This window comes from Brevibacterium litoralis (assembly GCF_040212315.1).
GTDB classification, from domain to species: Bacteria; Actinomycetota; Actinomycetes; order Actinomycetales; family Brevibacteriaceae; genus Brevibacterium; species Brevibacterium litoralis.
On the sequence record NZ_JBDIUY010000015.1, the window covers coordinates 65380 to 79112 of the forward strand.

At 71.4% G+C, this 13733-nt stretch carries 12 protein-coding genes; all 12 read left to right on the plus strand.

Annotation, left to right across the window (positions count from 1 at the left end; all coding sequences use genetic code 11):
* The first annotated feature begins 262 nt into the window (after positions 1 to 262).
* Complete coding sequence (locus tag AAD496_RS05510) at positions 263 to 1060, plus strand: DeoR/GlpR family DNA-binding transcription regulator (protein WP_349827654.1); 798 nt, start codon at positions 263 to 265, stop codon at positions 1058 to 1060.
* Positions 1057 to 2115: a 1-phosphofructokinase family hexose kinase gene (locus AAD496_RS05515; protein ID WP_349827655.1), complete on the plus strand. Its 1059-nt coding sequence runs from the start codon at positions 1057 to 1059 to the stop codon at positions 2113 to 2115. Before AAD496_RS05510 ends, AAD496_RS05515 begins: the two co-directional genes overlap by 4 nt.
* Positions 2115 to 4208 carry a PTS fructose transporter subunit IIABC gene (locus AAD496_RS05520; RefSeq protein WP_349827656.1) on the plus strand — a complete coding sequence of 698 codons (2094 nt, stop codon included), beginning with the start codon at positions 2115 to 2117 and terminating at the stop codon, positions 4206 to 4208. The genes AAD496_RS05515 and AAD496_RS05520 overlap by 1 nt, the downstream gene beginning before the upstream one ends.
* 136 nt (positions 4209 to 4344) lie before the next feature.
* Positions 4345 to 6033, plus strand: coding sequence for a phosphoenolpyruvate--protein phosphotransferase (gene ptsP, locus AAD496_RS05525; RefSeq protein ID WP_349827657.1), 1689 nt, complete (start codon positions 4345 to 4347; stop codon positions 6031 to 6033).
* 68 nt (positions 6034 to 6101) lie between these two features.
* The gene (locus AAD496_RS05530; RefSeq protein ID WP_349827658.1) at positions 6102 to 6377 is read left to right on the plus strand and encodes an HPr family phosphocarrier protein; all 276 of its coding nucleotides are present in this window, start codon (positions 6102 to 6104) and stop codon (positions 6375 to 6377) included.
* A 393-nt stretch (positions 6378 to 6770) separates the two neighbouring features.
* Positions 6771 to 9701, plus strand: coding sequence for an FtsK/SpoIIIE family DNA translocase (locus AAD496_RS05535; RefSeq protein WP_349827681.1), 2931 nt, complete (start codon positions 6771 to 6773; stop codon positions 9699 to 9701).
* 58 nt (positions 9702 to 9759) lie between these two features.
* Positions 9760 to 10443, plus strand: a complete 684-nt coding sequence (gene pgsA / locus AAD496_RS05540; RefSeq protein WP_433913725.1) for a CDP-diacylglycerol--glycerol-3-phosphate 3-phosphatidyltransferase — start codon at positions 9760 to 9762, stop codon at positions 10441 to 10443.
* Between the two features lie 2 nt (positions 10444 to 10445).
* Entirely contained in the window at positions 10446 to 10961 is a 516-nt protein-coding gene (locus AAD496_RS05545) for a CinA family protein (protein ID WP_349827659.1), read from the plus strand.
* 172 nt (positions 10962 to 11133) lie between these two features.
* Positions 11134 to 11448, plus strand: a complete 315-nt coding sequence (locus tag AAD496_RS05550; RefSeq protein WP_349827660.1) for a helix-turn-helix domain-containing protein — start codon at positions 11134 to 11136, stop codon at positions 11446 to 11448.
* A 22-nt stretch (positions 11449 to 11470) separates the two neighbouring features.
* On the plus strand, positions 11471 to 11698 hold the full coding sequence (locus AAD496_RS05555) for a DUF3046 domain-containing protein (RefSeq protein WP_349827661.1): 228 nt from the start codon (positions 11471 to 11473) through the stop codon (positions 11696 to 11698).
* 306 nt (positions 11699 to 12004) lie between these two features.
* Complete coding sequence (recA, locus tag AAD496_RS05560) at positions 12005 to 13108, plus strand: recombinase RecA (protein ID WP_349827662.1); 1104 nt, start codon at positions 12005 to 12007, stop codon at positions 13106 to 13108.
* A gap of 4 nt (positions 13109 to 13112) precedes the next feature.
* Complete coding sequence (locus AAD496_RS05565) at positions 13113 to 13727, plus strand: regulatory protein RecX (RefSeq protein WP_349827663.1); 615 nt, start codon at positions 13113 to 13115, stop codon at positions 13725 to 13727.
* Positions 13728 to 13733: the final 6 nt, after the last annotated feature.

Sequence of the window (13733 nt, forward strand, 5' to 3'; positions counted from 1 at the left end):
GGGGCCGGTTCCCGGCAGTGGGGGTCCGCACGTCACGGTCCTGTCACGCGGGAGCCCGGGGCGCGGGCGGCGGGCGCGGACGGCCATCACGGATCGCGTGCACGAGGGATCGGGCCCGACTCGTACGGAATGTGTGGACATGGATTGACGTTACGCACACGGCACCACATAATCGAAACCAAAACCACAGGGGTACGAGGAAGTTCCCACACCATACGGACCTTCCCCGCAGCAGACCCCCACAGCAGAACGGGAGGTCGAGGTGTTCGCAGAGGAGCGCCGTCGGCTGATCGCGGACCACATCCAGCGATCGGGCAGGGTCACCGTGCGTGACCTCGCCGTGGAGTTCGACGTCACGACCGAGACGGTCCGCCGCGACCTCGCGGCCCTGGAGGACCTGGGGCTGTGCCGGCGCGTGCACGGCGGGGCGGTCCCGGCCGACCAGCCGAGCATCCACGAGAGCGGTGTCGACGAACGCAGTGTCGAACGTCTGGACGAGAAGCGACGGATCGCCGTCGCCGCGGCCCGGGAGGTCCCGCGGGTTGCCTCGCTCGTCCTCGACGGCGGCTCGACGACCGAGGCGCTCGCGCACGCGTTGGCCGACGCCAACCGCACCGGCGGAGCCGGTCGTCGCCTCACCGTCGCGACGAACTCGATCGGTGTCGTCCTCGCCATGCACGACGCGCCGGGCATCGAGGTCCAGGTCCTGCCCGGACTCGTCCGCGCACTCACCCGCACCGCCGTCGGGGCCGTCACGGTCGACGCGATCTCGCGCCTGAGGGCCGATCTCACCTTCCTCGGGGCCAACGGGGTCGACGCGCAGCACGGTCTGTCGACGCCGGACCAGTCGGAGGCCTCGACGAAGGCCGCTCTCGTCCGCGCGGGCCGCCGCACCGTCGTCCTCGCCGACGGCTCCAAGCTCGGCAAGGACAGCTTCGTCCGGTTCGCCGCCCTCGACGAGATCGACCTGCTCATCACCAACGAACCGGGCCCGCGCGCCGTCGACCCGGAACTCGCCCGGGCCCTCGACGAGGCCGATGTGGAAGTGGTACTCGCATGATCCTCACCCTCACGGTCAACCCCAGCCTCGACCGGACCGTGTCCCTCGACTCCGCCCTCGTCCGCGGCGGGGTGCAGCGCGCCCACCACACGACCACCCAGCCCGGTGGCAAGGGCGTGAACGTCTCCCGTGCCCTGGCCGCCTCGCAGGCGGAGACGACCGCCGTCCTGCCCGGCACCCCGACGGACCCCGTCGTCCGGGCGCTCACCGACCTGGGCATCCCCACGACGGTCCTCGACACGGGCGAGCCCATTCGCTCGAACGTCACGGTGACGGAGCCGGACGGCACGACGACGAAGATCAACGAACCCGGAGCCGTGCTCGACGCCGACCGCCTCCGCCGCCTGCGGGACCTTGTCGTCGCCGAGGTGCGCCGGACCGCCGCCCACACCGTCGTCCTCGCCGGTTCCCTGCCGCCCGGCGCGCCCGAGGACCTCTACGGGCTGCTCACCACCGACCTCCGTGACCTCCCCGCGCCCCCGACGGTCGTCGTCGACACCTCGGGTCCGCCGCTGGCCGCCGCCCTCGCCGCCTCTCCGGACCTCGTGAAACCCAACGAGGACGAACTGGCCGAACTGCTGGGCCTGGACGGCCTCCCCCCGGACCCCCTCACCGTCGCCCGGGCGGCCGCCCGCCTCGTAGACCCGGCGGACACCTCCGTCGGTCGGGTGGGTGCGGTGCTCGCCACCCTCGGTGGCGCCGGTGCCGTGTACGTCGACGCCCCCGCGGGCACACCGCGGGCCTTCCACGCCGTCCACGCACCCGTCGCCGTCCGCAGCACCGTCGGGGCCGGGGACTCCAGCCTCGCCGGGCTGCTGCTGGCCCGCCTCGACGCGGCCGAGGCGTTCTCCCAGGTGGCCCGGGCCGTCGCCCACGGCACCGCGGCCGCCGCACTTCCGGGCACCGGGGTCCCGGCGCTCGCCGACACCACGCCCGAACTCGTCACCGTCACCGAACTCCATCTCGGCGACACCTCCACCCCCGACACATCCGGCCCCGGGTCCGCCGCGACCACCGGAACCGTCTCCCAGACCCCCGCACCGAAGGAGATGTGATGTCCTCGCTCATCGCACCCCAGCTCGTCGCCCTCGACGCCGACCTCGGACCCGACGCCGAGTCCGTCATCCGCGCACTCGCCGCCCGCATCGCCGCGGACGGCCGTGCCACTGACGCGGACGCACTCGCCGCCGGTGCTCTCGCCCGCGAGGCGAAGACCCCCACCGGCATCCCCGGCGGCATCGGCATCCCGCACACCCGCCACGAGTCCGTCACCGCGGCGTCGCTCGCGATGGCACGCCTGTCGAACCCCGTCGACTTCGGCGCCAAGGACGGCCCGGCCGACCTCGTCTTCCTCATCGCCGCTCCCGCCGGGGCCGACAAGGAACACCTGGCGCTGCTGTCCAAGCTCGCCCGGAACCTCATGAAGAAGCCCTTCCTCGCCAGGCTCCGGGAGGCGGCCGACCCGCAGACGGTCGTCGCCGAGGTGGAGCAGGCCCTCGGTCTCGCGCCGGCTCCCGAGGCCTCCGCCGCGGAGGCACAGGTGGACCCCGCGGTGGAGGCCGGAGAGCAGGGCGCCTCGGCAGCGCCGTCTCCCGCCACCCTCCCCAGCTCCGAGACCCCCGCCCGCCGGCGGGTCGTCGCCGTCACGGCCTGCGCCACGGGCATCGCCCACACGTACATGGCCGCCGACGCCCTGGAACAGGCGGCCGCGGACATGGGCATCGACTTCCGGGTGGAGCCGCAGGGGTCCTCGGGGACCACACCGATCGATCCGGAGTTCCTCGCCTCGGCCGATGCGGTCGTGTTCGCCGTCGACGTCGACGTGCGTGACAAGGCCCGGTTCGCGGGCAAGCCCTACGTCCAGGTGCCCGTGAAGAAGGGCATCGACGAACCGGGCGCACTGCTCACCCGGGCACTCGCCCAGGCCGACGACCCGCAGGGCGACCGCCTGGTCGTCTCCGGCGGGGAGTCCTCGGAGGCGTCCGGGGCACAGGGGAAGGAGTCCTTCGGTGCCGAGCTCAAGCGGGTGCTGCTCACCGGTGTGAGCTACATGATCCCCTTCGTCGCCGGTGGTGGTCTGCTCATGGCTCTCGGCTTCCTGCTGGGCGGCTACGACATCACCGACTTCGCCGACACGATCACCCTCGAGCACTCCCTGTGGAACCTGCCGACGGAGTACGGCGATCTCGCCTGGGGGCCGGTCGGGGCCTACCTGGGAGCGGTCTTCTTCAAGATCGGTAACCTGTCGATGGGCTTCCTCGTCGCGGCCCTGGCCGGGTACATCGCCTTCGGACTCGCGGACCGTCCCGGGATCGCCCCGGGCTTCACCGTCGGTGCGGTCGCCGGGTTCATGGGTGCCGGGTTCATCGGCGGCATCATCGGCGGTCTGCTCGCCGGATACACCGCCCGTCTCATCGGGAATCTGCCGGCACCCCGCTGGCTGCGCGGCCTCATGCCCGTCGTCATCATCCCGCTCGGCGCCTCGATCATCGCCTCCGGTCTCATGTTCGTCGTCCTCGGCAACCCGATCGCGGCCCTCATGAACGGCCTCACGGCGATGCTCGGGTCGATGTCCGGTTCCGCCGCCGTGGCCCTCGGTGCCGTGCTCGGTCTCATGATGGCCGCCGACCTGGGCGGTCCCGTCAACAAGGTCGCCTACTCCTTCGCGGTCGCCGGTCTGGGCGCGGGCTCCGTCGTCGACAACCCGGCGCCTCTCATGATCATGGCGACCGTCATGGCCGCCGGCATGGTGCCGCCGCTCGCGATGGCGCTCGCCACGACGATCCGCGGCCGGATCTTCACCGCCGGCGAGCGGGAGAACGGCAAGGCCGCCTGGCTCCTCGGTGCGGCCTTCATCTCCGAGGGAGCCATTCCCTTCGCCGCCGCGGACCCGCTGCGCGTCATCCCCGCGAGCATCCTCGGCGCGACGACCACCGGTGCCCTCACCATGCTGTTCGGCGTGACGAGCCAGGCTCCGCACGGTGGTGTGTTCGTGTTCTTCGCGATCCAGCCCTTCCTGCTCTTCGTCCTGGCCATCGCGATCGGCACCGTCGTCTCCGCCCTCGCGGTCATCCTCTTCAAGGGGATCCGCAAGGCTCCGACGGAACAGGCCCCCGCGGCCGCCGTCCCGGCCGCGGCCACCGCCTGACGACCGAGGCCCCTGAGGACGACCTCGCCGCGGGTCCTTCGTCAGGGATAACCTTCAATCGGGATCCGCCCCCGCCACACCCGGCGCACCGTCCGCACCACCCGAACGACCGTGTTCACCCAGGAGGAGAACCGTCATGACCACCGACGCACCGACCGTGTACAGCGGGATCGGCGTGGTCCCCGGCCGCATCGTCGCCCCCGTCAAGCGCATGCCGGCACCACTCACCGAACCCGCGGCCGGTCCCGCCCCCGCCGAGGAGGACCGGGCGGCGGAGGCTGCCCGGATCAAGGCCGCCGGGAAGAAGGTCTCGGCCGAGCTCGCCGACCGCGCGGCCACCGTCACCGGTGACGCCCAGGCCGTCCTCAAGGCCACGAGCCTCATGGCCAAGGACTCGATGCTCGCGAAGACCGCGGCGAAGAAGCTCGCCGAGGTCGACGCCGTGCGGGCCGTGTGGGACGCGGCGGCTGACATCGCCGCCCAGTTCGAGGCTCTCGGCGGATACATGGCCGAACGGGCCACGGACGTGTTCGACGTGCGCGGCCGGATCATCGCGGAACTGCGAGGCGAACCCGCGCCCGGGATCCCCTTCTCGCGCACGCCCTTCGTCCTCGTCGCCGCGGACCTGGCGCCGGCCGACACCGCCACTCTCGACCCGACCACCGTCGTCGCACTCGTGTGCTCCGAGGGCGGGCCGCAGAGTCATACGGCCATCCTGGCCCGGTCCCTGGGTCTGCCGGCCGTCGTCAACGCCCACGGCGTCCTCGATCTGGCCGACGACACCGCAGTCTACGTCGACGGGGCCGCCGGCACGGTCACCACCGACCCGGGCGACGAGGAGCGGAAGCTCGCCGGACAGTGGGCCGAGCGGGCCGCCGCCTTGCGCTCCTACAAGGGTCCGACCCTGCTGGCGGACGGCCACCGCGTACCGCTGCGGGCCAATGTGGGCACCGGTGAGGACTCGCGCCGCGCCGCGGCCGCAGGGGCCGAGGGAGTGGGCCTGCTGCGCACCGAGTTCTGCTTCCTCGACCGCGACACCGAGCCGAGCAAGGAGGTGCAGGTCGCCGCCTACGGGGAGGTGTTCGCCGCCTTCCCCGGCCGCAAGGTCGTGGTCCGGACCATCGACGCCGGGGCGGACAAGCCCCTGCCGTTCCTCACGAACAGCGAGGAGCCCAATCCGGCACTCGGTGTGCGCGGGTACCGCACCGGCCGCAGCCACCCCGGAGTGCTCGAACGTCAGATCGAGGCGATCGCGGAGGCCGCGGCCGCGCACACCGCGGAGATCCAGGTGATGGCGCCGATGATCGCGACCGTCGACGAGGCCCGGGACTTCGCCGAGCTCGTCCACTCCCACGGTCTCGACACGGCCGGGGTCATGATCGAGGTGCCCTCGGCGGCCCTCATGTCCCAGGAGCTCCTGGGAGAGGTCGAGTTCGCCTCGATCGGCACGAACGACCTCACGCAGTACACGATGGCGGCGGACCGCCTGCTCGGGGACCTCGGGGAACTGAGCGATCCGTGGCAGCCCGCCGTCCTCAAGCTCATCCGTGAGGCCGCCGTCGGCGGGGCACTCAACGGTGCCTCCGTCGGCGTGTGCGGCGAGGCCGCGGCGGACCCGGCCCTCGCCGTCGTCCTCGTGGGCCTCGGCGTCACGAGTCTGTCGATGTCCCCGCGCGCCCTGCCGGCGGTCTCCGCCGTCCTGCGCACCGTCGACATGCGGATGGCCAAGAAGTGTGCGGGCCGGGCCGTTCAGGCCCCCACCGCCGCCGAGGCGCGTCGCAGCGTCCGTCGCCTCCTGCCCGTGCTCGACGAGCTGGGCATCTGAGTCCACCGGCCGATCCGGCCCGGACACATCCACCACACATTCCACGAGTAGAAGGAACAGGTATTCCCATGGCACAGGTCACCGCAGTCGTCGCGAGCAAGGTCGGACTCCACGCCCGGCCGGCGGCGATCATCAGCGAGGCGGCAGGCGAGCTGGACACCGAGGTCACCATCGGTCTGCCCGGGGACCCGGCCGACGAGGCGATGGACGTGAGCAGCGTGCTCTCGCTCATGGCACTCGGCGCCGAGCACGGCCAGGAGGTCGTCCTCTTCGCCGAGGGCGAGGGCGCCGAGGCCGCCCTCGAACAGATCAAGAAGCTCATCGAGACCGACCACGACGCCTGACTGAGCGACGCGACAACGTCGCCGGAGCGGGTTGTCGTCGCTCGAAGCCCAAACCCGGGGCGTCTTCGCTCCTCCGCCTTGCTCCGACGGCGTTCTCGCGCCGCTCAGCAAGCCCGGGGAGACACGCCCGAGGCCCGGATCCGCGCGGATCCGGGCCTCGTCGCGTCTAGGCTGGGCAGCATGGCGACCAGTACGACTTCCCCCGCTACCGGCGCCGGGAAGAAGCGACGGTCCTCCTCCGGGGGGAACCGGGCGAAGACGACGACCGGCCGTGGATCCACCGGATCGACGGGCCGGACGAGGACGAGCTCCCGCGCGGGCTCGAAGCGATCGACCGCCGAGGACCCGGGGCGCCGCAACGTCCTGGTCGGCGCGTGGATGGGAGTGGCCCACATGGCAGGCGACCGCGCACGCAAGGTGATGCTCGAACCGGAGGACCGGGAACCGACCGGTACCGCGACGGAACGCCGCGACGGGACGGGCTTCGTCCTCGTCGGTCTCGCGATCGTCGTCGCCGCCTTCGAATGGTGGAACGTCCCCGGCCCCGTCGGACACCTGGTCCGCAACGTGTTCGAGGGATCCCTCGGACGGGTGGCCCTCGCACTCCCACTCGTGTTCCTCGCCTATGCCGCGCGCCTGTTCGTGAGCGGCAACACGGTCCGGGCGAACAACCGGATCCTCGCCGGGGTCCTCGCCCTGCTCGTCGCCTCCGCCGGCCTCGCCCACATCTCCGTGGGGACCCCCGGGTTCGTCTACGGCCGCGACGCCATGATGAATGGCGGGGGAGCGGTCGGATACCTCGTGAGCTCCGCCCTCGTCACCGCCACCACCGTCTACGTGGCGGTTCCGCTGCTCGTCCTCCTCGGCCTCTTCAGCCTGCTCGTCATCACCGCGACGCCGGTCAACCGGATCCCGCAGCGGGTGTACGGGCTCTACCGCCTGCTCACCGGGCAGGTCGCACGGACCGCCGGTGAGGCCACGGGCGAGGACGGTGAGGAACCGACCGACCTCGTCTCCGAGAACCGGCGGACCTCCGATCTGCGACCCGTGGGATCGCGCAAGCGGGGAGCGAAGAAGAAGGACGCCACGAAGACCGGTCCCGGCTACGAGGACGAGACCGAGACCGCCTACGACAAGGCCTACATCCACGAGAAAGACCTCACCGGGCAGGTGCCCACGCCCGACGGGACCGGGCCCGGGGAGTTCTACGACGTCGACGCGGTCGGTGATCCGGCGGCGGGTGCCGGCGGACAGGGCGCCTCGGCGGCGGGTTCCGCTGCGGCGGACGACGGCCTGCGCCCGGGACAGCGGCGGCCGACGAAGGCGGAGAAGGAGGCCGCGGACCTCCGGAAGAGCCTGGGCATGGACGCCGCCGGGACGGACGCCGTGCGTGCCGACGACCACGTGGGCGAGGACGCGAACACCGCCGTCATCGACCGCACCACCTCCGGTGCCGGGACGGCGCCGGCCGGCACCCCGGACGCCGTGGTGCCGACGACGAACACGCCGGCCCCGGCCCCGACGGGCGAGCTGCCGCAGCGTGTCGAGCAGCTCACGCTCGCCGGGGACGTCACCTACACACTGCCGTCCTCCGAGATCCTCTCGGCGGGGCCCCCGGCCAAGGAGCGTTCCGAGGCCAACGACCGGGTCGTCGAGTCCCTGCGCGACGTGTTCGAACAGTTCAACATCGACGCGGAGGTCACCGGGTTCTCCCGCGGCCCGACCGTCACCCGCTACGAGGTCGAACTCGGCGGCGGCACGAAGGTCGAGAAGGTCACGAACCTCTCGAAGAACATCGCCTACGCGGTCGCGAGCGCGGACGTGCGGATCCTCTCGCCGATCCCCGGCAAGAAGGCGATCGGCATCGAGATCCCGAACTCCGACCGCGAGACGGTGGCCCTCGGTGACGTCCTGCGGTCCCAGGCGGCGCGGAAGACCGATCATCCGATGGTCGTGGGCATCGGCAAGGACGTCGAGGGCGGGTACGTCGTCGCGGACCTCTCGAAGATGCCCCACCTCCTCGTCGCCGGTGCGACCGGTGCCGGTAAGTCGAGCTTCGTGAACTCGATGATCACGTCGATCATGATGCGCTCGACGCCGGACGACGTGCGGATGATCCTCGTCGACCCCAAGCGCGTGGAGCTCACGATCTACGAGGGCATCCCACACCTCATCACGCCGATCATCACGAACCCGAAGAAGGCCGCCGAGGCGCTCGAGTGGGTGGTCCGGGAGATGGACGCCCGCTACGACGACCTGGCGAACTACGGGTTCAAGCACGTGAAGGAGTTCAACAAGGCCGTCCGGGACGGCCGGATCCAGGCGGACCCGGGCTCCGAGCGCGAACTCCATCCCTACCCGTACCTGCTCGTCGTCGTCGACGAGCTCGCCGACCTCATGATGGTCGCCCCGCGGGACGTCGAGGCCTCGATCCAGCGCATCACCCAGCTGGCGCGCGCCGCGGGTATCCACCTCGTGCTCGCCACGCAGCGGCCCTCGGTCGACGTCGTCACCGGTCTCATCAAGGCGAACGTGCCCTCGAGGCTGGCCTTCGCGACCTCCTCGCTCGCCGACTCCCGTGTCGTGCTCGACCAGCCCGGTGCCGAGAAGCTCATCGGGCAGGGTGACGCCCTGTTCCTGCCGATGGGTGCGGCCAAGCCCATGCGTGTGCAGGGAGCCTGGGTCGACGAGCCGGAGATCGAGCAGATCGTCGGGCACGTCAAGGGGCAGCTCACCCCGGTCTACCGCGAGGACGTCGCCGTCGAGGCGCCGGCCAAGCAGATCGACGAGGAGATCGGCGACGACCTGGACCTGCTCCTCCAGGCCGCGGAGCTCGTCGTCACCACCCAGTTCGGGTCGACCTCGATGCTCCAGCGCAAGCTGCGCGTGGGCTTCGCGAAGGCCGGGCGCCTCATGGACCTCATGGAGTCCCGCGGCGTCGTCGGCCCCTCCGAGGGTTCGAAGGCCCGCGACGTGCTCGTCCGCCCGGAGGACCTGGCCGAGACGCTCGCCTACATCAAGGGCGAACAGCCGCCGGGCGGGGGAGAGACCGGTGGTGCCCCGGCTCCCACGGGTGGGCCGGGGACCGGCGGGACCGACGGTGGCCAAGCCGCTGCCGTCCCGGTCGAGGACCCCGCCCCGGCGGCGGACCCCGGACCTCCGCCGCAGGAGTCCGCACCCGCGGCCGCGTCGGGTGCGTACACCGGCGGCGCGGGCGGCTTCACCCCCGGCTCCGAGCTGCGCGCCGGGGACATCGACCCGGACACCGGGCTGGAGGTCGTCGAGGCCTCCGAGGACGACGCCTGGGGCCTCACGGGTCGGTGAGCGGACCCGCCCGTCACATATGGTGTGGGCGGGTTCGGTGGGTCGGTAGGCTGGGGGTGTGAACGACTCACCTGGCACCTCCCCGGACCCCGCGACCCCGACGCCTCACCCCGGATCGGTGGAGTCGAGACCGAGCAACTGGAACGTGCCGAACGCGCTCACCGTGTTCCGCATCCTCCTCGTGCCGGTCTTCCTCTGGCTGCTCCTGGCCCGCGGGACGGAGGACGTGGGCTTCCACGTCTGGGCGCTCGTCGTGTTCCTCGCCGCGATGGCCACCGACAAGCTCGACGGCGACATCGCCCGGAAGTACGGGCTCGTCACCGACTTCGGCAAGATCGCCGACCCGATCGCCGACAAGGGCCTCATGGCCGCCGCCCTCCTGGGCCTCGCGGTCCTCGGGATCCTGCCGTGGTGGGTGCCGGTCGTCATCCTCGTCCGCGAGCTCGGCATCACCGTCATGCGGTTCGTCATCATCCGCTACGTCGTCCTCCCGGCCTCCAAGGGCGGCAAGCTCAAGACCGTCCTCCAGACGGTGGCCCTCGGCCTCTTCCTCCTGTGGATCCCGCTCGGCGCGGTCATCGACGGGGCGGCCTTCCTCACCTACGCCGTCATCGCCTGGGTGGCGATGGCCGCGGCGATCCTCGTGACCGTCCTCACCGGCCTCGACTACGTCGTGCAGGCCGCCCGTCGGGTGGCCGCCGCGAAGTCCACCGGCACGGACCCCGACGCCGAGGTGCCCTGACCATGGCCTCCACCGTCCACCAGGAGACACCGGGGCTCGCCGCCCGGGTGATCGAGAGGCTCGGCACGGCCGGTCTCACCCTCGCCACCTGCGAGTCCCTCACCGCCGGCGCCGTGGCCGCACGTCTGGCGGACGTGCCGGGCGCCTCGGCGGTGCTCCGGGGTGGACTCGTCACCTACGCGACCGCGCTGAAGTCCTCACTCGCCGGGGTCGACGCCGGACTCCTGGAACGGGAGGGTGCGGTGCACCCGGAGGTGGCAGCGCAGATGGCCCGGGGAGCGGCCCGGGCGTGCGGATCCGACCTGGGAGTGTCCTGTACGGGTGTGGCCGGTCCCGACCCCCAGGACGGGAAGCCCGTGGGGACCGTCCACGTGGCGCTCGCGGACCGTCGGGGGAGCGGCACGGTGATCGCGCGTGACCTGCACCTGGGCGGGGACCGGGCGGCGATCCGGGCGGCCACCGTCGACGCCGTGCTCCGCCTCGTCCTCGACCACGCGGACGCCCCCGGGAACCCATGACCTCGGGAGATCCTGATACCGCTGCGCGCCGGACTTCGGTAGGCTCGTGTGCAACCGAAATCCCGTGGACGTCACCCGGTGTGGCCCACACGGGAATGAAATCGGTCCGGGGCGACGTTGAACGCCTCGTATGCACACTCGAACACATTCGTCGCCAGAGGAGAAGAAGGCAATGACACTGCTCCGTACAGAGATCGGCGACACCCTCCGCGCCGCCCGCCGCCGGCAGAACCGCACCCTCCGTGACGTCTCCGTGGGTGCGAGCGTCTCGCTCGGCTACCTCAGTGAGATCGAACGCGGTCAGAAGGAGGCGTCCTCGGAACTGCTCTCCAGCATCTGTGACGCCCTCGACATGCCCGTGTCCACCCTCCTCCGCGAGGTGAGCGACCGCATGGCCCTGAGCGAGGGCATCGCGATCCCGGACACCGTCCCGACCGAGATGTCGGCCTCCGTGCTCGAGCGCGAGCTCGCCTGCAGCAAGCCCTGAGCCTCCGGAACCGCCCGAGATCATGCGCCACACGCTGTACTGGGACCTCATGAACAACGAGTTCGGGTCGGTGCGGGCCTCCTCGCTCCACACGGACCTGGCGCTCAGTTCGCTCGGGTCGATCACGCCGGCCCAGGCCTTCGAGGCGGGTCACGGGGCCAAGGTCGTGTGGGAGGCGGTCTGCGAGGCCGCGGACGTCCCGCCCGAACGCCGTCTGGGCCCGAACGCACCCCTGAGCCGTCCGTTCTGAACCCCGTCACCCCACCCCCGTCCCCCGGACGGGGGTGGGGTGTGTCCGGGGAACCCTTCCCACCCGTCCCGGACACGAGGTGGACGACACACCGCGGTTATCGAACACCTGTTCCCATGTCCGTGTACACTCGGGTCCCGAGACCACCGGACCTGTGACCGGAGGAGGGTCCCACGACCCACCACCGTCCACAGGTGCGGATGCCCCACAGAAGTGTGTCCGAGGGGTTCCGTAGCCTGTCCGGTGACAGATCGAATCCGCACGTGGACCCCACCGGTCGCACGTGGACCACATCGGAGGAATCCCATGGCAGTGAAGAAGAGCGCGACACCGGTCACCCGTGCGGAGGGCGACGGCAGGGCCAAGGCTCTCGAGACCACGCTCGGCCAGATCGACCGCAACTACGGCAAGGGCGCGGTCATGCGCCTGGGCGAGGAGACCCGCGCCCCCATCGAGGCGATCCCCACCGGGTCGATCGCCCTCGACGCCGCCCTCGGTATCGGTGGCCTGCCGCGCGGCCGTGTGGTCGAGGTCTACGGACCGGAGTCCTCGGGTAAGACGACCGTGGCGCTCCACGCCGTGGCCAACGCCCAGCGGGCCGGTGGCATCGCCGCCTTCATCGACGCCGAGCACGCACTCGACCCCGAGTACGCCAAGAAGCTGGGTGTCGACACCGATCAGCTGCTCGTCTCCCAGCCGGACACCGGGGAGCAGGCGCTCGAGATCGCGGACATGCTCATCCGCTCCGGTGCCCTCGACATCATCGTCATCGACTCCGTCGCGGCTCTCGTGCCCAAGGCCGAGATCGAGGGTGAGATGGGCGACTCCCACGTCGGCCTCCAGGCCCGCCTCATGTCGCAGGCCCTGCGCAAGATCACCGGCGCGCTGGCGAACTCGAACACGACGGCCATCTTCATCAACCAGCTGCGTGAGAAGGTCGGCGTGTTCTTCGGATCCCCGGAGACCACCTCCGGCGGTAAGGCGCTGAAGTTCTACGCCTCCGTGCGCCTGGACGTCCGCCGGATCGAGGGCCTCAAGGACGGCGGCGACTACGTGGGTAACCGCACCCGTGTGAAGGTCGTGAAGAACAAGGTTGCACCGCCCTTCAAACAGGCGGAGTTCGACATCCTCTACGGCGTCGGCATCAGCCGCGAGGGCAGCCTCATCGACATGGGTGTCGACAACGGGATCATCCGCAAGTCCGGCTCCTGGTTCACCTACGAGGGCGACCAGTTGGGTCAGGGCAAGGAGAACGTGCGGCGGTTCCTGCACGACAACCCGGGCCTGGCCGAGGAGATCGAGCTGAAGATCAAGGTGGCACTGGGCATCATCAAGGAGGAGGGCGCGGACGCTCCGGCCGAGGACACCGCGGCGGAGCCCGCACCCGCCGCTGCCGAGGTCGACTTCTGAGTCGATGACCCAGGAACACGGCGCGGGCGCGCAGGATCCCGCCACGGTCCTCGGCGCCCTGCAGGCCGAGGTCGACCGCATCACCGACCCCGCCCGCACCCCGGCCTCCTGGAGCGCCGGGGCGGGCGGGGGACCGGGTGTGGGACCGGACGATCCCGAGTACGCGCGGGCGAAGACCCGGGCACTCAACATGCTCGGAGCCCGCGATCACTCGGCCGCAGAACTGCGGAAGAAACTGCTGGGCAAGGAACACCCGGCGGAGGTCGTCGACGTCCTCATCGAGCGGCTCGTCGCCTCGAACCTCATCGACGACGCCGCGTACGCCCGCGCCTTCGTCCGGGACCACCGGGAACGCCGGCGCCTGTCGGTGGCGGCTCTCAAGCGGGAACTCACCCGCAAGGGGATCGCGGAGCACCACGCGGCGGCCGCCGTCGCGGACCTCGACGACGAGTCCGACCTCGCCCTCGAGGTCGCCCGGAAGAAGGCCCGGACCACCCGCACCCTGGCGTACGACACCCGCCTGCGCCGGGTGCTCGGCATGCTCGGGCGGCGCGGGTTCGCCGGATCGACCGCCATGGACGCCGCCCGGACCGCCCTCGACGAGTACCCTGCGGAGTAGTCCTCG